This window comes from Bradyrhizobium sp. cf659 (genome assembly GCF_900113725.1).
Taxonomy (GTDB): domain Bacteria; phylum Pseudomonadota; class Alphaproteobacteria; order Rhizobiales; family Xanthobacteraceae; genus Bradyrhizobium.
Genome location: NZ_FOQJ01000001.1, coordinates 216,558 through 239,174, shown reverse-complemented (window position 1 = coordinate 239,174; position 22,617 = coordinate 216,558). Strand labels below are relative to the sequence as shown.

General features: G+C 64.8%; 20 protein-coding genes. 10 read left to right on the top strand and 10 right to left on the bottom strand.

The genetic code is table 11. The features are described from left to right. Window positions 1–30 precede the first annotated feature (30 nt). Together BM118_RS01160 and BM118_RS01155 are read right to left on the bottom strand one after the other, a co-directional pair. Window positions 31–417, bottom strand: coding sequence for a YybH family protein (locus BM118_RS01160; protein ID WP_092181111.1), 387 nt, complete (start codon window positions 415–417; stop codon window positions 31–33). Between the two features lie 9 nt (window positions 418–426). After that, complete coding sequence (locus BM118_RS01155) at window positions 427–2,106, bottom strand: glutamine--tRNA ligase/YqeY domain fusion protein (RefSeq protein ID WP_092181108.1); 1,680 nt, start codon at window positions 2,104–2,106, stop codon at window positions 427–429. Window positions 2,107–2,260: 154 nt separating this feature from the next. Between BM118_RS01155 and gltX the strand changes: the two genes are divergently transcribed. The 9 genes from gltX (at window position 2,261) to BM118_RS01110 (ending at window position 12,330) form a co-directional block, all read left to right on the top strand. Beyond that, on the top strand, window positions 2,261–3,688 hold the full coding sequence (gene gltX / locus BM118_RS01150) for a glutamate--tRNA ligase (RefSeq protein ID WP_092181105.1): 1,428 nt from the start codon (window positions 2,261–2,263) through the stop codon (window positions 3,686–3,688). Window positions 3,689–3,857: 169 nt separating this feature from the next. Next, entirely contained in the window at window positions 3,858–5,162 is a 1,305-nt protein-coding gene (gene gltA, locus BM118_RS01145) for a citrate synthase (protein ID WP_092181102.1), read from the top strand. A 41-nt stretch (window positions 5,163–5,203) separates the two neighbouring features. After that, window positions 5,204–5,968 carry a hypothetical protein gene (locus BM118_RS01140; RefSeq protein WP_092181099.1) on the top strand — a complete coding sequence of 255 codons (765 nt, stop codon included), beginning with the start codon at window positions 5,204–5,206 and terminating at the stop codon, window positions 5,966–5,968. A gap of 172 nt (window positions 5,969–6,140) precedes the next feature. Beyond that, window positions 6,141–7,319 carry an ROK family transcriptional regulator gene (locus BM118_RS01135; protein ID WP_177234117.1) on the top strand — a complete coding sequence of 393 codons (1,179 nt, stop codon included), beginning with the start codon at window positions 6,141–6,143 and terminating at the stop codon, window positions 7,317–7,319. A gap of 58 nt (window positions 7,320–7,377) precedes the next feature. Then, a complete protein-coding gene (locus BM118_RS01130; protein ID WP_092181093.1) occupies window positions 7,378–8,664 on the top strand; it encodes an ABC transporter substrate-binding protein in 1,287 nt (428 codons plus the stop codon). Beyond that, window positions 8,661–9,590: a carbohydrate ABC transporter permease gene (locus BM118_RS01125; RefSeq protein ID WP_177233920.1), complete on the top strand. Its 930-nt coding sequence runs from the start codon at window positions 8,661–8,663 to the stop codon at window positions 9,588–9,590. The genes BM118_RS01130 and BM118_RS01125 overlap by 4 nt, the downstream gene beginning before the upstream one ends. Further along, window positions 9,583–10,440, top strand: a complete 858-nt coding sequence (locus BM118_RS01120; RefSeq protein ID WP_177233919.1) for a carbohydrate ABC transporter permease — start codon at window positions 9,583–9,585, stop codon at window positions 10,438–10,440. Before BM118_RS01125 ends, BM118_RS01120 begins: the two co-directional genes overlap by 8 nt. Before the next feature lie 10 nt (window positions 10,441–10,450). Next, window positions 10,451–11,566, top strand: a complete 1,116-nt coding sequence (locus BM118_RS01115) for an ABC transporter ATP-binding protein (RefSeq protein WP_092181087.1) — start codon at window positions 10,451–10,453, stop codon at window positions 11,564–11,566. Then, the gene (locus BM118_RS01110; RefSeq protein WP_092181084.1) at window positions 11,563–12,330 is read left to right on the top strand and encodes an SDR family NAD(P)-dependent oxidoreductase; all 768 of its coding nucleotides are present in this window, start codon (window positions 11,563–11,565) and stop codon (window positions 12,328–12,330) included. Before BM118_RS01115 ends, BM118_RS01110 begins: the two co-directional genes overlap by 4 nt. A 119-nt stretch (window positions 12,331–12,449) precedes the next feature. Here the strand turns inward: BM118_RS01110 and lpxB are convergent, their stop codons facing one another. The 3 genes from lpxB to lpxA are packed head-to-tail and all read right to left on the bottom strand — an operon-like array spanning window position 12,450 to window position 15,293. Next, a complete protein-coding gene (gene lpxB, locus BM118_RS01105) occupies window positions 12,450–13,628 on the bottom strand; it encodes a lipid-A-disaccharide synthase (protein WP_092181081.1) in 1,179 nt (392 codons plus the stop codon). Next, entirely contained in the window at window positions 13,625–14,482 is an 858-nt protein-coding gene (locus BM118_RS01100) for an LpxI family protein (protein WP_049823630.1), read from the bottom strand. The genes lpxB and BM118_RS01100 overlap by 4 nt, the downstream gene beginning before the upstream one ends. Before the next feature lie 19 nt (window positions 14,483–14,501). Further along, window positions 14,502–15,293: an acyl-ACP--UDP-N-acetylglucosamine O-acyltransferase gene (gene lpxA, locus BM118_RS01095; protein WP_092181078.1), complete on the bottom strand. Its 792-nt coding sequence runs from the start codon at window positions 15,291–15,293 to the stop codon at window positions 14,502–14,504. Between the two features lie 175 nt (window positions 15,294–15,468). On the opposite strand from lpxA, the gene BM118_RS01090 reads away from it, so the two are divergent. After that, complete coding sequence (locus tag BM118_RS01090) at window positions 15,469–15,792, top strand: KTSC domain-containing protein (protein WP_092181075.1); 324 nt, start codon at window positions 15,469–15,471, stop codon at window positions 15,790–15,792. Between the two features lie 25 nt (window positions 15,793–15,817). Here BM118_RS01090 and fabZ read toward each other — a convergent pair whose 3' ends face one another. From fabZ to dxr, 5 genes are all read right to left on the bottom strand, one after another. Beyond that, a complete protein-coding gene (gene fabZ, locus BM118_RS01085) occupies window positions 15,818–16,279 on the bottom strand; it encodes a 3-hydroxyacyl-ACP dehydratase FabZ (protein WP_092181072.1) in 462 nt (153 codons plus the stop codon). After that, window positions 16,276–17,343, bottom strand: coding sequence for a UDP-3-O-(3-hydroxymyristoyl)glucosamine N-acyltransferase (lpxD, locus tag BM118_RS01080; protein WP_092181069.1), 1,068 nt, complete (start codon window positions 17,341–17,343; stop codon window positions 16,276–16,278). Before lpxD ends, fabZ begins: the two co-directional genes overlap by 4 nt. A 149-nt stretch (window positions 17,344–17,492) precedes the next feature. Then, window positions 17,493–20,018, bottom strand: a complete 2,526-nt coding sequence (gene bamA, locus BM118_RS01075) for an outer membrane protein assembly factor BamA (RefSeq protein ID WP_092181066.1) — start codon at window positions 20,016–20,018, stop codon at window positions 17,493–17,495. Window positions 20,019–20,193: 175 nt separating this feature from the next. After that, a complete protein-coding gene (gene rseP / locus BM118_RS01070; protein ID WP_092181063.1) occupies window positions 20,194–21,345 on the bottom strand; it encodes an RIP metalloprotease RseP in 1,152 nt (383 codons plus the stop codon). 44 nt (window positions 21,346–21,389) lie between these two features. Continuing rightward, window positions 21,390–22,613: a 1-deoxy-D-xylulose-5-phosphate reductoisomerase gene (gene dxr, locus BM118_RS01065; protein WP_092181060.1), complete on the bottom strand. Its 1,224-nt coding sequence runs from the start codon at window positions 22,611–22,613 to the stop codon at window positions 21,390–21,392. Window positions 22,614–22,617: the final 4 nt, after the last annotated feature.

Genomic DNA, 22,617 nt, shown 5'->3' with positions numbered 1-22,617 from the left:
ACCTGGCGGAACGGGCAGAGGCCTCCACCGCTAGATCATCGGGACCCTCGACGAGACGTGATGATTGACGATCTTCCAATCGGCGTCCTCGCGAATGATCACCCAGGTGATCTTCACCGACAGCGGCGGACCTTCCTCGCCGAGGTCGAACGAGGCGATGGCGGCCATGTTGATCACGTCAGAGGCGACCCACGCGGATATCACCTCGGAGAAGGTGACGCTGGGCGAATGCCAGCGCGGCAAACCATTGAAATAGGCCGCGACGCCTTCCCGGCCGCGGTAAAGCCTTGGATTCGAGCCGAAGAAGAAGGCGTTCCGTGAGTAGAGCGCAGCAATGTCGGCTGCGTCGAGCTTCCCAAAGCCGACGGACCACTTCGCCATGATGGCGGAGACAATATCGTCGGCTTCCCCCTGCATCCCGTGCCCCTACCCCTTCGCGACTTCCTTCGCAAAGGTGTCCCGGAGCCCGATGGTGCGTGAAAACACCGGCTTGCCGGGCGTCGAGTCCTTGTCGCGCACGAAATAGCCCTGGCGCTCGAACTGCATCGGCTCGGTCGCATTGCTCTCGGCGACCGATGCCTCGATCCGCGCGTCGGAGAGAATCTCCAGCGACTGCGGATTGAGGTCGGCGGCGAAGTACGAGGCGTCCGGGCTCGGGTTGGAGAACAGCTGGTTATAGATTCGGATCTCCGCCGGCTTCGAGGTCGCCGCCGGCAGCCAGTGCATGGTCGCCTTGACCTTGCGGCCGTCGGGTGCGTTGCCGCCCCTGGTCGCGGGATCGTAGGTGCAGCGCAGCTCCACCACCTCGCCGGCATCGTTCTTGATCACGCCGGTGCATTTGACGAAATAGGCGTAGCGCAGCCGGACCTCGTTGCCCGGCGACAGGCGGAAGAACTTCTTGGGCGGGTTCTCCATGAAGTCGTCCTGCTCGATATAGAGCTCGCGCCCGAACGTGATCTTCCGCGTCCCGGCGGAGGGATCGTCGGGATGGTTGATCGCGTCGAGCTCCTCGGTCTGCCCTTCCGGATAGTTCTCGATCACGACCTTGAGCGGCTTCAGCACCGCCATGCGGCGCTGCGCGGTGCGGTTGAGCTCCTCGCGGATGCAGAATTCGAGCATGCCGACATCGACCACGCTGTTGGCCTTGGCGACGCCAATACGCTTGACGAATTCTCGCAGCGCCGCCGGCGGCACACCGCGGCGGCGCATGCCCGCCATGGTCGGCATGCGCGGATCGTCCCAGCCCGCGACATGGCCCTCGCGCACGAGCTGGGTCAGCACGCGCTTCGAGAGCAGCGTGTAGGTCAGGTTCAGCCGCGCGAACTCGTACTGGTGCGGCTTCGACGGCACCGGCAGTTTTTCGATGAACCAGTCGTAGAGCGGCCGGTGGTCCTCGAACTCCAGCGTGCAGATCGAATGCGTGATGCCCTCGATCGCGTCCGACTGGCCGTGGGCATAGTCGTAGCTCGGATAGATGCACCATGCGTTGCCGGTGCGCGGATGGTGCGCATGCAGGATGCGGTACAGCACGGGGTCGCGCAGATTGATGTTGCCCGCTTCCATGTCGATCTTGGCCCGCAGCACCCGCGCGCCGTTGGGGAATTCGCCCGCCTTCATGCGGCGGAACAGGTCGAGATTCTCGTCCACGCTGCGGTCGCGGAACGGCGAGTTCTTGCCGGGCTCGGTCAGCGTGCCGCGGGAGGTGCGGATCTCCTCCTGTGTCTGGTCGTCGACATAGGCGAGCCCGTCGCGGATCAACTGCTCCGCCCATTCGTACAGGCGATCGAAATAATCCGAGGCGAAGAACAGGTTCTTGCCCCAGTCGAAGCCGAGCCAGTGCACGTCGGCCTGGATGGAATCGATATATTCCTGCTCTTCCTTGACCGGATTGGTGTCGTCGAAGCGCAGGTGGCAGCGGCCCGGAAACTCCTGGGCGATGCCGAAATTGAGCGCGATCGACTTGGCGTGGCCGATATGCAGGTAGCCGTTCGGCTCCGGCGGGAACCGGGTCACGATTTCCTTGTACTTGGCCTGGTCGAGATCGGCCTGGATGATGTCACGAATGAAATCGCGCCCAACCTCAGTCGCCACCGGTTCTGTGCTCATCCGAAAATCCTGTAGGGAAATCAGCGGTCCTTCTGCCAAATTCGAGAGGCTGAGCCAAGAGCTTAAGCAAGGCCTGGCAGGTCCGCCGTCGGGCTTTAGTTATGCTCTGGTCCTGCTATACACCACCGCTTCCAATGCATAGGCCCTGCCAAGAATGACCGATTCCGTCGTCACCCGCTTTGCTCCCTCCCCGACCGGCTTCCTCCATATCGGGGGCGCCCGCACGGCGCTGTTCAACTGGCTTTATGCCAAGAAGCATGGCGGCAAGATGCTGCTCCGGATCGAGGACACCGACCGGGAGCGCTCCACCGAGGCCGCGATCGGCGCCATCCTCGACGGGTTGAAGTGGCTCGAGCTCGGCTGGGATGGCGACGTCATCTACCAGTTCAACCGCGCCGCCCGCCACCGCGAGGTCGCCGAGCAGCTGCTCGCCGACGGCAAGGCCTACCGCTGCTACGCCACCGCAGAGGAGCTCACCGCCATGCGCGAGAAGGCGCGCGCGGAGGGCCGCACCCGCCTTTATGACGGCATGTGGCGGGATCGCGACCCGGCCACGGCGCCAGCCGACGTCAAGCCCACCATCCGCCTGCGCGCGCCGCAGACCGGCGAGACCGTGATCGAGGACCAGGTCCAGGGCCGCGTGGTCTGGCAGAACGAGAACCTCGACGACCTCGTGCTTTTGCGCGGCGATGGCAACCCGACCTACATGCTCGCAGTGGTGGTCGACGACCACGACATGGGCGTCACCCACGTCATCCGCGGCGACGACCATCTGATCAACGCCGCCCGCCAGAAGCAGATCTATGACGCGATGGGCTGGGCGCTGCCGAGCATGTCCCACATCCCCCTGATCCACGGCCCGGACGGCTCGAAACTGTCGAAGCGCCACGGCGCGCTCGGCGTCGATGCCTACCGCGCCATGGGATACCTCCCGGCCGCGCTCCGCAACTACCTCGTCCGCCTCGGCTGGAGCCATGGCGACCAGGAGATCTTCTCGACCGAGGAGATGATCGCCGCCTTCGACCTCGCCAGCGTCGGCCGCGCCGCGGCTCGCTTCGACTTTGCCAAGCTGGAAAACCTCAACGGCCATTATATCCGCCACGCCGACGATCAATCACTCGTGAAGATGTTCGAGGACGTGCTGGACCACGTCGTGCCCAGCCGCGACGACCTTAAGGCCAAGTTAAACGACACCACGCGCGCGCAGCTTCTCAAGGCCATGCCGGCCCTGAAGGAGCGCGCCAAGACGCTGATCGAGCTGATCGACAGCGCCTATTTCATCTTCGCCGACCGTCCGCTGGAGCTCGATCCCAAGGCACAGGCGCTGCTGACGCCCGAGAACCGCAAGCTGATCGGCCAGCTTCATTCCGCGCTGGAGAATGTCGAGACGTGGAGCGGCGCCACGACGGAAGCCGCGCTGCGCGCCTTTGCCGAGGAAAATAGTCTCAAGCTTGGCGCGGTCGCACAACCCTTGCGGGCGGCGCTGACCGGACGGACCACGTCGCCTGGCATATTTGAGGTTTTGGACGTGCTGGGACGCCAGGAAAGTTTGGGCCGGCTTCAGGATCAGGCCAAGGCCTAGGTCAGGGCCTAGGCTAGACGTAAGTCGAGCATGCGCGGCGCCATCTTGCAGCGCACACAGCAATAATATACCCATCTCCCCCGTACCTTCTGGAACATCCGGCCTGCCCCCACCATGTCATCGGGGCCTTCCGGGTCCGGCCCGTTTCACCATACATCGGGGACCTACGATGGACGCAAAAGCAAGCAATAAGACCGCCACGCTGACGGTCGGAAACAAGAACTACGATCTCCCGATCCACAGCGGCAGCGTCGGGCCTGATGTCATCGATATCGGCAAGCTCTACGGCCAGTCGGGCCTGTTCACCTACGACCCGGGCTTCACCTCCACCGCGAGCTGCCAGTCCAAGATCACCTATATCGACGGTGACGCGGGCGTGCTGGAATACCGCGGTTATCCGATCGAGCAGCTCGCCGAGAACGGCGACTTCCTGGAGACCTGCTACCTGCTGCTCTACGGGAACCTGCCGACCGCCGCGCAGAAGAAGGATTTCGACGACCGCGTGATCCATCACACGATGGTGCACGAGCAGATGGCCCGCTTCTTCCAGGGCTTCCGCCGCGACGCCCATCCGATGGCCGTGATGGTGGCCTCCGTCGGCGCGCTCGCCGCGTTCTACCACGACTCCACCGACATCAACGATCCGAAGCAGCGCATGATCGCCTCCATGCGCATGATCGCCAAGATCCCGACGCTGGCGGCGATGGCCTACAAATACACGATCGGCCAGCCCTTCGTGTATCCGAAGAACTCGCTGAAGTTCGCCGAGAACTTCTTGCACATGTGCTTCGCCGTGCCGTGCGAGGAGTACAAGATCAACCCGGTGCTCGCTGACGCGCTGGACAAGATCTTCATCCTGCACGCCGACCACGAGCAGAACGCCTCGACCTCGACGGTGCGCATCGCCGGCTCCTCCGGCGCCAACCCGTTCGCCTGCATCGCCGCCGGCATCGCCTGCCTCTGGGGCCCGGCGCATGGCGGCGCCAACGAAGCCGCGCTCGCGATGCTCGCCGAGATCGGCAGCGTGGACAATATCCCCGAGTTCATCGCCAAGGTGAAGGACAAGAACAGCGAAGTCCGCCTGATGGGCTTCGGTCATCGCGTCTACAAGAACTACGATCCGCGCGCCAAGATCATGCAGAAGATGTGTCACGCCGTGCTCAAGGAGACCGGCCATGGCGACGATCCGATGCTGAAGGTGGCGATGGAGCTCGAGAAGATCGCGCTCAGCGACCAGTACTTCATCGACCGCAAGCTCTACCCGAACGTCGACTTCTATTCGGGCATCACGCTGAAGGCGATGGGCTTCCCCGTCTCGATGTTCACCGTGCTGTTCGCGGTCGCCCGCACCGTCGGCTGGATCAGCCAGTGGAGCGAGATGATCGAGGATCCGCAGCAGAAGATCGGCCGTCCGCGCCAGCTCTACACCGGCGTCACCCGCCGCGACTACGTCGCGATCAAGGATCGCAAGTAAGGCTTTAGCCAACACGGCTTTCGAGACGGCGCCATCTCACGATGGCGCCGTTTTTGTTTGGCAGGATACCGAGAACAGCGAGCAAGGCGCAGGGCGAGCGGATGCGGATCACGAACCCGGTGGATGGATGGTTGCAGGTCGTGGCCTGTTCGCCGTTCCCCGATGCGGCCGGCGAGATGGTGCTTCATCCCCGGTGCGACATTGACGGGGTCGTCACCGCGGAGCGCGTCGCGGCGACTGCGGTGCGGTACAGCGGTTATGACGTTCCCAAGCCGAAATGGCCGCATCCCGGGACGGTGCTCCCTGTTACCGTGGACCTCGCTGATCCCACACGGTTCAGGATCGAGTGGGATCTGGTGCCGACCGGGCGAGAAGCCGCCGAAAGTCTCGCGGAGCATTTGCGCGGCGAGCAGCAGGCCGACACGTCCGGCCAGCGGCGGTTTCCCCGCGTCTGGCGCGAGGTGGAGCCCTCGGCATCGTCGCCGGCGCTGGTCAATGGCCTGACGCCGCAGCAGATGGAGATTGCGCTTGCCGGTGGCGCCGCATCCCTCGGCCTGGTCCCGACCACGGCGAAGGTGTTGACGGCGCACGAGGTGCAACCGAGCAGCGCGCCGGGCGGGACGTGGGACATCGCGGTCGCGGTGAACGACCCGAACGGCGGACCTGGTTGGGAAGCGGTCACGCGCATGTCATTCAGCAGCGTGAGCCGCCGCGAGAACCGAACCGCCGTCGGGAACGAGTTGCCTGTCCTGGTCGACCCGGACAACCGCAAACGGATCATCGTCGACGTCGCGCGTCTTGCCTGAGCGGTGCCGCTCCCCTGCGCCGCCGACGACCAAAGCAGCGACGTCGAGCGTGGATTGCGATCCGATCGTGCTGCCGCGCACAACAACAAGTCGATGTACCGCGCACCAAGCGCCTTGACAGTTGAAACGCTCCGCGCGCAAATTCTTACACTAAGTAAGAATGACGACAGGGATGGAAATGCCGGAGCAGCCGAGAAGTCGGCGGCAGACGCGCGCTGCCATTTTGACTCATCTGCTTCAGTCGGGCGGTTCGTTTCGCCCGCCTCTGGCCAAGGCCGTGCGCCTGTCGGAAGCGAGCCTGTCGCGCATCCTGTTTGATCTGAAGGCTGAAGGCTTGATCGAGGAGGTGCGGCGCCCTGCCCCTTACGTCGGCGGCCCGACGGGCCTCGTGTCGCTCGATGGTTCGGTGGCGCTTGCGGCCGTCGAGCTGACCGGCCAGTGGCTCAGCGTCGGCGTTGGGACCTTGTCGGGCGAGTTGCACTATACCGAGCGCGTGGCGCTGCCGAAAAAGCCTACGGTCGAGTCCGTCGGCCGGGTGTTTCGCGAGGCGCTGACATTGCTGCGTGACTGGACGCGGCGCCGCCGCATCACGCTTGCACAAATCGGCGTCTCCATTCCGGGCCTCGGCCGGCTGAGCATATCGACCAATCCAATCATCCCCTGCGACGTCGGGCGCATCAGCGCCATGCTCGGCCAGATGTTTGCCGGCGTGCCGGTCGAGTTCACCAATTCGGTCGTCGCGCACGCCACCTTTCACAGCTGCCGCAGGGAGAACTATCCGTTCAGCGGTGCGCATCTGTTCGTCTTCGTCGGCCAGGGCGTCGCAGGCACCTGGGTGGACGATCCGACCGAGGCCGATGCCCTCCAGCCGGTCGAACTCGGCCACATGGTGTTCGGCACCGACGGACCGCGTTGCCGCTGCGGCCATCACGGCTGCGTCGAAGCCTATACGTCGCTTCCCGCCCTGGCCGAGCTCCTTGGTGTTTCCGAAGCCGAACTGCTTCAGCTCGGCAACGATTGGGTGACTGCGATCCCGCTCTCAGCGCGCGTTCGCCAGGAACTGCGCCGCCGGCTGTTCCGGCTCGGGCTTGCGATCGGCAACACGCTGAACGTCAAGCCATGCCGCGGCGTTGCAATCAGCGGCTGGCCGTCACTCCTTGCCGAGGACGATCGGAAGGCGCTGGTCGACGGCGTCGACGCCAGCCTGCTCGGCGGCCCTCAGCATGCGCAGGTCTCGCTCGCTTTCGTGCCGCCGTCGAACGGCAATGATCCGCGGGCCGCGCTGGCGTTCGCTGCTTTCTGCCTCGCTTGCCGCGGCGGTATGCCGGCCGCATCGACGGAGGCCGCCTGAGATGCACTGAAGCTGCGCGGCTCTCGCGCAAAAGAGTTCACACCGGGAGGAACTTGCCATGCCGATCACAACAACAAGGCGCCGTCTGCTCGCTGGATCTGCTGCCGCGCTCGCGCTGCCGGCATTTGCCCGGGCGCAAGGCGCGGTCAAGCCGCGCCTGACCGCGATCTCGCAATGGTCCGCCGGCAGCGACGGGGCGGCCATTACGGCGCTCGGCAAGAAATTCGAGGAGAAAGGCGGGGTCTGGCAACACTCGCCCGTCCCCGGGTTCACCACCGAGATGATGAACAAGCTGCGCGCTCAGATCATTGCCGGCGATCCGCCGGCCTGCTCGCAGCTCAAGGGCCCCGAGATTGCGGCCTGGTCGAAGATTGCCCCGACAGTCGACCTCGACGCTGTCGTCGCTGCGGCAGGTTACGAGAAGGTTGTCGCGCCAGACCTCGCGAAATTGCACAAGCCGGGCGGCAAGTGGATCGCGCTGCCGTTGCAGATCTACAGCACCAACATGCTGTTTCTCTCCAAACGCGCGATGGACAAAGCCAAGGCCGACAAGCCCCCCGTCACCTGGGCTGACTTCAACGATCTCGCCGAGAAGATGAAGGCTGGCGGCGTCACCTATCCCATCGCCAACGGTGGCACCCGCCCGGACGACGGGCAAAAATTCGAGGCCTCTCTGGCGGGCATCAGCCCCGCCGCATACCGCGCAGCCATCATGAATCTCGACAAGAAGGCCCTGGAGGGTCCCGAGGTCAAAGCCGCCTTTGCACAGATGCGCAAGATCACCCAGTGGATGGACCCCAATGTCGGCGCCCAGCCCTATGCCACCAACCTGAAGCGCTTCATCGACGGCGACATGGGCATGATGATCATGGGCGGGTGGGCGCAGGGCGTGTTGCGCAACGCCGGTTTCAAGTTCGACGACTTCATGATCGCGCCGGGCCCGAGCGACAATAGCAAGCCGGTCTTCCTGCTGAATGCCGATGCCTTCATATTCTGGCAGCGCAAGGAGCCCGACCTGCAGGCCGGTCAGACACTGATGGCCCAGCTCGTCATGGATCCGGCGATCCAGACCATGTATTCGCAGATCACGGGATCGATCCCCGTGCGCACCGATGTCGATCTTTCCGGTGAGGGCTGGTCGGACGGTCAACGGCGGACTGCTGCAGCCCTGAAAGACGCCGTCTCCAACAATCAGGCCGTCCTGAGCCTCGCGCACAACATGGCGCAGGAAAATGGCCTGACCGCCGCGATGATCGACGTGCTCACCGAATACGCCAAGAACAAGACGATTACGCCGGAGCAGGCGGTCACCCGCCTTGCCGAAGCCGTCGAGGGTTCGCGTTGACCGACGTCGTCTCCACAGAAGTGCGGTCCGGCCGGCCGGCGATTTCCGGCGCGGTCGGCCGGCTGCCAGAGTATCTGATGATCTGGGTGCCGCTGCTATTGTCGGCCGCGCATCTCATTTCGTTTTCGCTTTGGACGATCTGGATTTCGTTCACGCCTTCCACTCTTGTCCCGGTCTCGGGTTGGGTGGGTCTACGTAACTACACGGCCGTCATGTCGTCGCGAAACTGGCAGATTGCCTTCGACAATCTGCTGCTGTTTGGCAGCGCTTTCGTGCTGCTGAGTTTGATCACCGGCCTCATGCTTGCGATCCTGCTCGATCAGCGCATTCGCGGCGAGAACGTGCTGCGATCCATCTTCCTGTACCCCCTGGCGGTGTCGTTCGTCGTCACCGGCACGGTCTGGAGCTGGCTGCTCAATCCCGGCATCGGGATCCAGAAGCTCGTCCACGATCTCGGCTGGACCTCCTTCCGGTTCGACTGGCTGGTCGACCGCGACATGGCGATCTGGACGATTGTGATCGCTGCGATCTGGCAATCCTCGGGCTTCGCCATGGCGCTCTTCCTCGCCGGCCTTCGCTCCGTCGACGCCGACATCATCAAGGCCGCGCAGATCGACGGCGCCGGACCGATCCGGACCTATTGGCGCGTCATCCTGCCGACGCTCTGGCCGATCACCATCACCGTCATCGTCGTCCAATTGCAGTTCGCGATCTCGGCCTTCGACCTCGTCCGCGCGCTCACCAATGGCGGGCCCGGAATTGCGACCCAGCTGCCGGCCCTTGTCGTCTACGATCTCATGTTCCAGCGCGGCCAGCTCGGCCGGGGCGCGGCGGCGGCGGTGCTCATGCTGCTAATTCTTCTCGCGGTGCTGCTGCCCTATGCAGCGTGGCGTTATGTCCAGCGACGGCGGGCGACCCATGCGTGACCGAACCTTCGCGCCGGGCCGGATTCTGATCTATCTCCTCGTGTCATTGATGGCGGCTGCCTATCTCGCGCCCCTGGCTGTTGTCGTGCTGAACTCGCTCCGCACGAACGAGGAGATCGCCCAGGCCTCGATGATCGGCTGGCCGAAACAATGGGCCTGGCGCAACTATCTCACGGCCTGGAGCGGTTTCTGCGTCGCCGAGACCTGCGCCGGCATCCGGCCATACGTGCTGAACTCCGCGCTCGTCACGATCCCGGCGACGATTTTCTCGACCATGCTGGGTGCGATTGCCGGTTACGCCGTGTCGCTCTGGCGCTTTCGCGGCGACAACTGGATCTACGGCATCGTGACCCTTGGCCTCTTCCTGCCCCAGCAGATGCGCCTGCTTCCCTGGACCATCGTGCTGCGAGACACCGGCCTCATCAACACGCTGACGGGTCTCGTGCTGATTCACACGATCCAGGGGCTCTCCTTCACCACGCTGTTCTGCCGGAACTACTATGTCGCCATTCCCCATGAATTGATCAGGGCCGCGCGCATCGATGGCGCCGGGTTCTTTCGTATTTTCTGGCGGATCATTCTGCCGCTCTCGGCGCCCATCCTGATCGTCACCGTGATCTGGCAGTTCACGCATATCTGGAACGAGTTCCTCTATGGCGTGACATTCACGACCGGCCAGCAGCAGCCCGTCACGGCCGCTCTGATCGCACTCTCCGCCGCAATCGCCGATATCCCGCAGCATGGCGTGCAGAGCGCCGCGGTGATCATCGCAGCCCTGCCCACCTTGTTGATCTATCTGTTCGGCGGCAGGTATTTCGTACGCGGCCTTACCGCCGGGGCTGTGAAATGATGGATTTGTCATGGCAGCACTAAGCATTCGCGCCCTGTCGAAGCGTTACGCCAACCTGGAAGTGCTGAAGGGCATCGACCTCGACATCGAGAGCGGCGAGTTCACGGTGCTGGTCGGGCCATCCGGCTGCGGCAAGTCCACGCTGCTCAACATCGTCGCCGGGCTCGACCGTGCGAGCGCGGGAACGATCGAGATCGGCGGGCGCGTCGTCAACGACGTCCCGCCAAAGGACCGCGACATCGCCATGGTGTTCCAGTCCTATGCGCTCTATCCGTCGATGACGGTGCGCCAGAACATCACCTTCGGCATGGAATGCCGCCACGTGCCGAAGGCGGAGCAGGAGAAGGCACTGACGAACGTGGCCCGGCTGCTCCAGATCGAGCCGCTGCTCGGCCGCAGGCCGTCGCAACTGTCCGGCGGCCAGCGCCAGCGCGTGGCGATGGGCCGGGCGCTGGTGCGCGATCCCCTGCTCTTCCTGTTCGACGAGCCGCTCTCCAACCTCGATGCCAAGCTGCGCGTCGAGATGCGGATGGAGATCAAGCGCCTGCACCAGCGCATCGGCGCCACCATCGTCTACGTCACCCACGACCAGATCGAAGCGATGACGATGGCGACCCGGATCGCGGTGATGCATCAGGGCAGCGTGCAGCAGTTTGCCGACCCTGATACCGTGTACCGTTATCCCGCCAATCTGTTCGTCGCCCGCTTCATGGGCTCGCCGCCGATGAACACGATGCCCGCACGGCTCGAGGCCGACGGCGACGGGCCGGTGGTCGTGATCGGCGCGGGGCGACCGGACGAGGTTCGTCTGCGCCTCCAGGGATACGATGCCGCGGCGTCCTATGTCGGCCGTGAGGTGGTGCTTGGGATCAGGCCGGAATGCATCGCCGAGGGGGACCGCGTGTTCTCTGGTGCAACCGGAGCACCCGTGGTCGTCACCGCGCCAGTCGAGATGGTTGAGCCCACCGGCGCCGAAACCATCGTCCTGCTGCGGCTTGGCGGCGAGCCGGCGCAGGCGCGCATCTCGCCGGACGTCCGCCCCACGCCGGGCGCCCCTGTCCCCTTCGCGCTCGACACCCGCCGCATCTGCCTGTTCGACCCCGTGACGGAGCGACTGATCGCATGACCCAGACGAGCTATGCCGGCCTCGCGGACCGCGTGGTGCTGATCACCGGTGGCGCCAGCGGCATCGGCGCCGCCTTCGTGCACGCCTTCGCGGCCCAGGGCGCCCGCGTCGCGTTCCTCGATATCGACGAAGCAGCCGGCGGATCGCTGGCCGCGGAGGTGGCGACCGCGTCCGGCACCGCACCACTGTTCGTGCCCTGCGATCTCCTGGACATCGACGCCATGCGGGACGCGATCGCGCAGGTCCACCGGACGCTCGGCGATGCCGCGGTCCTCGTCAACAACGCCGCCAACGACCAGCGCCAGGTGCTGGCCGAGGTGACGCCATCCGAGTTCGACTGGATGATCGGCGTCAACCTCAAGCACGTCTTCTTCGCCGCACAAGCCGTCGTGCCGCAGATGCAGGCGCGCGGCGGTGGCTCGATCATCAACATGTCGTCGATCGCCTGGATGCGCGGCGGGCCGGCGCTGCCGGTCTACGCCGCGGCCAAGGCGGCGATCGTCGGCTTCACCAACTCGCTGGCGCGGCTGGTCGGTCCCGACCGCATCCGCGTCAACGCGATTGCGCCCGGCATGGTGATCACCGAACGCCAGCGCCGGCTGTGGTATCCCGACGAGCAGACCATCGCCGAAATTCGCACGCGTCAGGCCATTCCCGATGCAGTGACGCCCGACGACATCGCCAACATGGCGCTGTACCTCGCCTCCGATGAGAGCCAGCGCATCACGCGCCAGTGTTTTCAGGTCGACGGCGGCTTGGGTTAGAGCGTGATCCGGAAGAGTATCGTAGGGTGGGCAAAGCGAAAGCGTGCCCACCATCTCTCCGCCACCGAGAAAGGCACGGTGGGCACGCTTTCGCTTTGCCCACCCTACAAGACCGTCGTCTACCGCCGCCCCTTTCGCATCGTCGCGAGCACGACGTCGGCGGCGAGTACGCTCGGCGACTTGTTGCCGGTCGACATGGTGGTGTCGAGCCGGGCGAAGGCTTCGACTTGCCGCTTGCGCAGCGGCGTCTCCGTCAGCACGTCGGCGAGCGCCGGAGCGAGTTTCTCCGGCGTGCAGTCTTCCTGCAAAAACTCCGGAATGACGTCCTCACCGATCACGAGATTGGCAAGGATCACCGAGGAGACGCGGACCGCGCGGCGCAGGATGAAGGCCTCGATGGCGCCGACGCGATAGGCCGTCACCATCGGAATGCCCGACAGCGCCAGCTCCAGCGTCACAGTGCCGGATTTCGCCAGCGCAGCGTGCGCGATCCGGAAGGCGGTGCGTCTCTCTGCCTCGCCGATCACGATCTGCGGCTTGACCGGCCAGCTCGCGATGGCTTCGCGGACGGTGGCTTCGAGATGCGGCATGGTCGGCAGCATCAGCTCGAACGCGCGCCCCTCCGCCTGCAACCGGCCGAGCACCGCGCCGAACACCTCGATATGATGCCGGATCTCGCTACGGCGGCTGCCGGGCAGCACCAGCAGCACCGGCGGCTCGCCGTCGCGGCGCTTCTGCTCCTCCGCATTCGGCCGCAGCGAGCCCAATTGCTCGATCAGGGGATGGCCGACATAGCTGCATGGCGGCCCGCCGAGCTTGCGGTATTCCTCCGGCTCGAACGGCAACAGGCCGAGGACATGATCGACATAGCCGAGCATGGTCCGCGCCCGTCCCGGCCGCCAGGCCCAGAGCTGCGGCGATACGTAGTCGACGATCGGAATCGCAGGATTGCGCGCCCGCACGCGGCGAGCGACACGATGGGTGAAATCCGGGCTGTCGATGATGACGAGCGCATCGGGCGCAGCCTCCAGCACGGCGTCCGCGGTCTCGCGGATCAAGCGTAGGATCTTCGGCAATTGCTGCACCACCGCGGCGAAACCGACGATCGACAGCTCCTCGATCGGAAACAGGGTCTCGAGCCCCTCGCGCGCCATGGTGCGGCCGCCGACGCCCTCGAACTCCACGCCGTCGCCGAGGCGCTGGCGCAGCACCTTCATCAAGGCGCTGCCGAGCCGGTCGCCGGATTCCTCCGTGGCGATCAGGAAGATCTTCCGCTTGGGATCGCGCCCCTGCATCACGCCGGCAGGCCGATGATGAATAGATATTTGGCGTCGGCGAGCGCGATCATCGCCTGCGGCTCGGCGGCGATGGTGTTGCCGGCGATCACGGCGATGCCGGCAAGGCCGGCTCTCGCGACACCCTCGATGGTACGCGGGCCAATCGTCGGCAGGTCGAAACGCAGATCCTGGCTGCTCTTTGGCGCCTTCACCAGCACGCCGCGGCCCGTCGCCGCGCGAATGCGGCCCTCCTCGCGCAGCCGCGCGACGCGCGCGAGCAGCGCGTCGGTGCCCTCGATATCCTCGACCGCCACCACATGGCCGTCGATCACCACGACAGCCTGGCCGATGTCGAACGGCCCGAGCGCGGTCAGGACCGCGCGGCCGCGCTCGATGTCGGTCTTGCTGGTGTCGCTCGGCCAGGCGCGGCTGATGCAGCCCTCGGGCATCAGGAGGTCGGGCGCAACGTCCTTGATCCCGACCATGCGAAAACCGCCTTGTTCGAGAATGCGCCCGACGCCGGACAACAGATGATCGTCGCCGCCGCGAAAGGCGCGGATGACATTGCCGAGCAGCCGCAACGTCGTGAAGTCGAACCGGATCTCCGAGAGCGAAGGCCGCACCAGGGTGCCGATGAAGATCAGGTCGCGGCAGCCTTCCTCGCGGAACAGCCGCATCGCGCGCCCGAGCTGGCCGACCGAGATCCAGCGGTGGCGGAATTTCTCCACCTGCACCGGATCGCAGGCGCCGCGCAGCGGAAACAGCACCGGCGCGATGCCGCGCGCGGCGAGCGAGTCGGCGACCGCAAACGGCATGGCGCCGCCGCCTGCGACCACGCCGACCGGCGATGAAATCCCTGCCGCCGCCGATGTCATGTCCGCGGCCATCGCAGGTTCACTTCGCAATGGCGGGAAGACAGAGCGGACGCTTGCCCTTGCCGATGAAGCCGAGGATCTCGGCAATCGCCGGATCCTCGCCGGCGAGCGGCCTGGAGGCTTCGAGCCGCTCGCCAAAGGTGCCGGGGCCGTGGAAGAGCTTCTGGTAGAACGCGCGCACGGTCGCAAGCCGCTGCTTGGTGAACTTGCGCCGCTTCATGCCGATCAGGTTGAGGCCCTCAAGCACGGCATACTGGCCATTGACCAGCCCGAACGGAATGATGTCGTCGCGTACGCCACACACGCCGCCCACCATGACCTGCGGCCCGATGCGCGTGAACTGGTGCACCGCGGACAGGCCGCCGATGAAGACGAAGTCGCCGATCTCGCAGTGACCGCCGAGCGTCGCCGAGGTCGCGAAGATCACGTCATTACCGACATGGCAGTCATGGCCGACATGGCTGCAATTCATGAAATAGCCGCGATCGCCGACCGTGGTGATGCCGCCGCCGGCGACGGTGCCGGCATTCATGGTCACGGATTCGCGGATAGTGCAGCCCGAGCCGATATTGAGCTTCGTCAGCTCGCCGCGATAGCTGAGCGACTGCGGTGGCGTACCGAGCGAGGCAAAGGGATAGATGGTGCAATCATCGCCGATGGTGGTCTGCGCCGTGACATGCACATGTCCGATCAGCTTGCAGTTCGCGCCGATCACGGCATTGGGGCCGATGATGCAGTAGGGGCCGATCTCGGTACCCTCGCCGATCACGGCGCCGTCCTCGACCCGTGCGGTGGGATCAATCTTGCTCATCAAGCAATCTAACTCGTCAAGAAGGTCTGGTTATACGTTGAAGTCGCTCGGTTTTCCGCTGGTTAGCCCGACTATGCCCGATCTGTCCAGTGACGTATCATCTCGACGTGTTTCACGTGCCGGATGAGGCGGCCTTCGCGGCCCAACAACACGTTCATGCGGAGCTTCAGGTATCGTGGTCAGGGCCTTGACAATGCTGCTCGCACAGCTGGCGACCGCACCGGTCGTCTCCGAGACGGTGGAGACCGGCGGACACCGTCCCGTCGACCTCGCGACATTCGAATGCCGCGACATCACCCGCAGCACGGTGCTTCAGCGCGTCTGCTACGACCGCGCACAACAGGATCTGATCGTCGCGATCAACGGCGCGTATGACCGCTATTGCGGCGTGGATCCCGATACGGTCGACGGCCTCCTGGGTGCGCCGTCCATGGGCCAGTTCTTCAACCGGAATATCAGGCGCGAGGCAGCGGGCAGCCGCTACGATTGCGGCGCGTGAGCCCGCCCTGCGGGCCGTAAGCCGCTCAGTCCGTCAGCATGGCGCCGACGTCGGCTTCCGCGACGACCTGGCCGTTGACCTTGGCGTCGCCGTGAAACCACCACATGGTCTTGCGGCGGCCGAGCGAGCGCATGTGATACTCGATGGTATCGCCGGGCAGCACGGGCTTGCGGAACTTGCACTTGTCGATGGTGAGGAAATAGACCGCGCGCGGTTTCTCGGTGCCCTCGACCGACTTGATGCCGATCACGCCCGCAGTCTGCGCCATCGCTTCGATCATCATCACGCCGGGATAGACCGGGCGCTCGGGGAAATGTCCCTGGAAGGCCGGCTCGTTGAAGGTGACGTTCTTGATGCCGATGCCGCTGTAATCGGCGCGGATGTTGATCACGCGATCGATCAGCAGCATCGGAAAGCGGTGCGGCAGCGTCTGGAGGATCGCGTTGATGTCCACCAGCTCGAACCTAACAGGTGATTCCTCCGTCATTCCCGTCCCTCGTCCTTCGGATCGGCCTTGCTGTCACGTACCAGGCGCTCCACCGCGATGATCTCCTTGAACCACTGCTTGGTCGGCTTGGCAAAGAAACCACCCCAGCGTCCGTTCGGCGGGATGTCGTCCTTGACGCCGCTCATCGCGGTGACCTGGGCCCCGTCGCCGATCTTGAGGTGATTGTTGATGCCAACCTTCGCTCCCAGCGCCACGTTGTCGCCGATGGTCAGGCTGCCGGCCAGCCCAATCTGGGCCGCCAGCAGGCAATTCCGGCCGATTGTCACATTGTGGCCGATCTGGACCTGGTTGTCGATTTTGGTGCCCTCGCCGATCACGGTGTCGCGCAGGGAACCGCGATCGATGGTGGTGCCGGCGCCGACCTCCACATTGTTCTGGATCAGCACGCGCCCGGTCTGCGGCACCTTCAGGTGCCCCTCGGGACCGAAGAAGATGAAGCCGTAGCCGTCCTGGCCGATCGAGCAGCCCGGGTGGATCAGCACGTTGTTGCCGATCAGGGCACACTGGATGGCGGTGCGGGCGCCGACATTGCAGTCCCGGCCGATCTTGACGCCGGGGCCGATCACGGCGCCGACGCCCACCACCGTGCCGCTGCCGATCTCGACATCCGCACCGATGACCGCCAGCGGGTCCACGACCACACCGTCCTCGAGGCGCGCCGTGGGATCGATGATGGCCGACGGCGCGATGCCGTCATTGCCGACCCAGGATTGTGGCCTCAGCGCGTCGCCGTGCCATTCCCGCGCGATCCTGACGAAGGCGCGGAACGGCTGCGCCGCCCGCAGCACGGCCACATGCGCGGGCACCTGGGCCTCGAAGCGCGGGCTGACCAGGCAGGCGCCCGCTCTGGTCGCCTTGAGCTGATCGGCATATTTGAGGTTGTCGAAGAACGCCAGATGCATCGGGCCGGCTTCGTCGAGCGAAGCCAGGCCCGTGATGACGTGATCGCCCCTGGCGGGATCGACCAGTAGCGCCTTGGTCAGCGTGGCGATATCGGCCAGCGCCGTCGCAGGCGGCTTTGTGAAGAAGGTCGGCTGCGCCATTCCACCCCGTCGTGGTCCGGCTTCGGCATGAAGCGGCCAAGCCGCATCATGCCTCATCTCCCGGATTGAGCACGAACTTTTTGGAGACCGGCCCCCAAGGGAAATCCAAAGGGAAACCCAAGGGGCCGGATCATGCCCTGCTGATCGAATTAGAACGAGGTGCCGCCGCCGAACCGGAACTCCTGGGTGCGGTCATACTTGCCCTTGCTGAGCGGCACGGCGTAGTCGAAGCGCAGCGGTCCGAACGGCGACTGCCAGATCAGGCCGACACCGACCGACGAGCGGATCACCTTGCTGTCGTCGTAGACGAGGCCGGTACAGGTTCCGGTGCTCGACGGATTGACGGTCGACGGAATACAGCCAGGCGCGTTCACTTCGTTGGTCAACGTCCAGCTCGTCGGTCCCTTGTAGTCATACAGGCCGCCGGCATCGGCATAGACCGCGCCCTTCAGACCCACTTCCTTCGGCAGGAACCAGAACGGCATCTGCAATTCGAACGAAGCGCCCCAATACTTGGTGCCGCCGAGCGCGTCCTGTGTACCGAAAGGATTCAGATCGCGCGGGCCGATGCCGTTCGGAGCGAAGCCGCGGACGAGGTTCGGGCCCATCTGGAACTGGTCGAGCATTCGCAGATCTTTGCTGATCTTGGTCAGGACGCCGCCCTGGAGATGGACGAGGCCGACGATGTCAGACACCAGCGGGGCGTAGTACTTTCCGTCCGCCGCGGTCTTCAGGTAGGACACGTCGCCGCCGACGCCGGCGAAATCCTGCCGGAAGTCGATGAGCAGGCCGTCGGTGGGGTTCTTGTTGTTGTCGAGCGTGTTGTAGGTCAGCGTATAGCCGAGCGCCGAGGTCAGGGTCTTGCCGTTGGCAAGCTCCTTGCGCACCGGCAGCGAGGCTTCGCCGTCGTTGTAGCAGCCGAGGCCGTTGGTCGAAGTCAGGTCAAGCGGCGGCGTCTGCGACGCGGCGAAGGCCGGGCTCGGGTTGAATGCCGAACCGGGATTGTTGTTACAGTTCGCCAGGTAGGACGGCAGCGTGATTTCCTGCCGATAGATCGAATAGCGCAGCTGGAGCGACAGATCTTCGCGCAAGGAGAAGCCGAGACGCGGCGAGAAGCCGAGCGTCTTGGTGCCGTAGGAGATGTAGCTGTTGGACAGCTGCTGGCGCTGATAGAGGTCGAGGCCGAGCGCGACGCGGTAGTCGAGCAGATACGGTTCGACGAACGACAGCGAATAGCCGCGCGCGTACTGGCCATAGGTCACCGACGCCTTGGCGAACAGGCCGCGGCCGAGCAGGTTGCGTTCGGAGATCGAGACTTCGGCGAGCGCGCCGTCGGTCGTGGAGTAACCGCCCGAGACCGAGAAGTCGCCGGTCGATTTTTCTTCCATGTCGACGACCAGGATAACGCGGTCGCTGGACGAGCCGGGCTCCGTCGTGATCTTCACGGTCTTGAAATAGTCGAGGTTCTTCAGGCGCCGCTCGGCACGATCGACCAGCGCGCGGTTGTAGGCATCGCCCTCGGAGATGTCGAACTCGCGACGGATCACGTAGTCGCGCGTGCGGGTGTTGCCGCGCAGGTTGATGCGCTCGATATAGGTGCGCGGGCCCTCGTCGATGTTGAACACGACCGAGACGGTGTGCGCCTCGAAATTGCGGTCGCCGCCGGGACGGACCACGGCGAAGGCATAGCCGCGGCGCGAGGCCTCGATCTGCATGTCCTCGACCGACTTCTCGACCGATTCGACGTTGTAGAGCGAGCCGACATTGACGCGCGAAAAGGAGCGCATCGAGCTCGGGTCGAAGTTCGGGATGCTGGAACGGAAGTCGAGCGCACCGACGCGGTATTGGGAGCCTTCCTCGATCTTGAAGGTGACGAGGAAGCCCTTCTTCTCCGGATCGTATTCGGTGAGCGCGGCCACGACCTGGACGTCGGCGAAGCCGTTCTTGAGGTAGAAGCGGCGGATCAGATCGCGGTCGGCCTCGACGCGGTCGGGATCGTAGATGTCGCCGCTGCCAAGGAAGCTCAAGAGGTTCGATTCGCGCGTCTTGATGACGTCCCGCAGGCGGTAGGACGAGAACGCGACGTTGCCGACGAAGTCGATCGACTTGACGCCGGTCTTGGAGCCCTCCTCGATCGTGAAGATGAGATCGACGCGGTTGTTCGGCTGCTCGATGACCTCGGGCGTGACGCGGACGTCGTAGCGGCCGGAGCGGCGGTAGATTTCGGCGATTCGCAGCGTGTCGGACTGCACCATGGCGCGGGAGAAGGTGCCGCGCGCCTTGGACTGGACTTCAGCGGTGAGCTGCTCATCCTTGATCTTCTTGTTGCCCTCGAAGGCGATGCGACCGATCACCGGGTTTTCCACCACGGAGACGATGATCTGGCCACCGGCGCCGCGGTTGATCTTCACGTCCTGGAACAGGCCGGTCTCGATCAGCGCCTTGAGGCCGTCATCGATGGCCCCCTGATCCAGGCGGCCGCCCGGACCCGGCTTGAAATAGGAGCGGATCGTCTCCACCTCGACACGGCGATTTCCCTCGACGGAAATCGACTGGACGGTCTGCGCAAGCGCAGGCGATGACACAAAAGCCGCCCCCATCGGGGCAACCACCGGCGCGCCGAACATGATCAGGGTGGCAAGCAAGCCCCCCCGGAGTCGCAGTCCAAACTTCATTGCGCAACGCGCCCTTATTTCCGTGCCAGACCCAACCCCAACGCCGGTCCGGAGATTCCCCAAGTTCAGAGCCGCTTGTAGCCAATTTCACCGACGCCGCAAACGGCCGAGCGCGCCGCAATTTCAATTTCATTCCAAGACGTTGCTCAACAGCAACGCCTCAAAAAAGCCCCTATCAGGAAGCCGCCATCCGCAGGATGTCGTTGTAGGTCGCGAACACCATCAGCATCAGCACCAAACCAAGCCCGATTCGGAACCCCATCTCCTGCGTCCGCTCGGACAGGGGCCGGCCACGGACCACCTCCGCCGCGTAGAACATAAGGTGACCGCCATCCAGCAGCGGGATCGGGAACAGGTTCAGGAGGCCGATCGACACCGACAGCACCGCGCAGAGATTGATCACGAACTGGAACCCGGCGCTGGCCGCCTGCCCCGACATCTTCGCGATTCCGAGGACACCGCTGACCTCGTTGGGATTGCCGTTTCCGACAAACAGCGAGCCCAGGAACTTGAAGGTGCTGGTGATGATGAACCAGACCTGCTCGACTCCGATCTTGAGCGCCTCGCCGACACCGACCGGTGTGGTCGAGGCCTCACCAGCCTGGGACTTGTGCTCGACGCCCAGCACGCCGAGGCGGTGGCTGTTGCCGAACGGATCCTTGCGCTCGAGCAGCGCCGGCGTCGCGGTCAGCGACACGATGGCGCCGTCGCGCTTCACCTGGAAGGCAAGCGCCGAACCGGCGTTCATCGCCACGATTCGCTGCATGTCGGCAAAGCTCTCGATCGGCTTGCCGTCGATCTGGACGACGATGTCCCCGATCTTGAAGCCGGCCGCAGCCGCCGCGCCATCGGCGACGACGCCGTCGACGCGCGCGATCGTGCTCGGCTTGCCGTAATACAGGGCCATGCCGGCGAAGATCAGCGCCCCCAGAATGAAATTGGCGATCGGTCCGGCCGCGACGATGGCGGCGCGCGGGCCGACCTTCTTGTGGTGGAAGCTGCCGGCGCGCTCCTCGGCCGTCATCGCCGCGAGCGTCTCGGCCGACGGGGTCGAGGCCTCGCTCTCGTCCCCGAAGAACTTGACGTAACCGCCGAGCGGGATCGCCGAAATCTTCCAGCGGGTGCCATGGCGGTCGTTGAAACCGACCAGCTCAGGCCCGAAGCCGAGCGAAAAGGTTAACACCCGAACGCCCGCCCAGCGCGCGACCAGAAAATGGCCGAGTTCATGGAAGAACACGACGATGGTCAGGACGAACAGGAAGGGAATTGCGTAGCCGAGGAGCCCATGGCTCAACGTATTGAAACTATGGACAAAAAAGTCGATCATCGAATTCCCTCATCCAGCGCCGCAAGGCCCTGGCCCCGAACCATCTAGGTTGCCTTTAAGGCAATTTGAGGCAATAGGGCGGCAGCTCTATTTCGAGCAACATGGTCAACAGAGATTGCATCGTCGGCGGACGTCAGGGGCCTCTGGTTCCCACCCCGGATCCAATCCTCCAGTGTCGCCTCGACCAGCCGGGCAATCGCGCCGAACCGGATCTTGCCGGCGATGAAGGCGGCGACCGCGACCTCGTTGGCGGCATTGTACACCGTGGTCGCCCCCTTCCCGGTCCGGAGCGAATCGTAAGCCAGCCGTAGTCCGGGGAACCGCTCGAAATCGGGCGCCTCGAAGGTCAGCTGGCCGATCTTGGCCAGATCGAGCTTGGCCGCCGGTCCCTTGATGCGGTCGGGCCAGCCGAGGCAGTGGGCGATCGGCGTGCGCATGTCGGGCGCGCCGAGCTGGGCCACGACCGAACGGTCGGAGAACTCGACCATGCCGTGGATGATCGACTGCGGATGCACGAGAACGTCGATCTCGTCGGGCGAGAGCGCGAACAGATAGGAGGCCTCGATCACCTCGAGCCCCTTGTTCATCATCGAGGCGGAATCGATCGTGATCTTCTGACCCATGCTCCAGTTCGGATGCTTCAGCGCCTGGGCGAGTGTCGCCTGCTCGATGTCGGCAGGCTTCCAGGTCCGGAACGGACCGCCGGATGCCGTGATGATGACACGGACCAGTTCATCGCGATTGCCCGAGCCGAGCGCCTGGAACAGCGCATTGTGCTCGGAATCGGCAGGCAGGATGCAGGCGCCGGCTTTCGCCGCGCGCTGCATGAAGAAATCGCCGGCGCAGACGAGGCATTCCTTGTTGGCGAGCGCGACATGTGCGCCGCGATCGACCGCGGCGAGCGCCGGCTTCAGCCCGGCGGCGCCGCTGACTGCAGCCATCACCCAATCGGCCGGACGCGCACCGGCTTCGATCACCGCGCTTTCGCCGGCGCCGCATTCGGTGCTCGTACCCGCCAACGCGGCCTTGAGCTCGGCGAGCTTGGAGGTGTCGGCGATCGCCACGAAGCGTGCGGAAAACTCCTTCGCGAGCTTTGCCAGCGCTTCGACATTGCCGTTCGCCGTCAGCGCCTCGACGCGGTAGCGTTCGGGAGAGGCGCGCAGCAGATCCATCGTGCTGTCGCCGATCGAGCCGGTGGCACCGAGAACCGTGACGCTGCGGACGGCAGACGCCGCAGCCTTGTTATTACGCAATGGGACCGCGCTCATATCC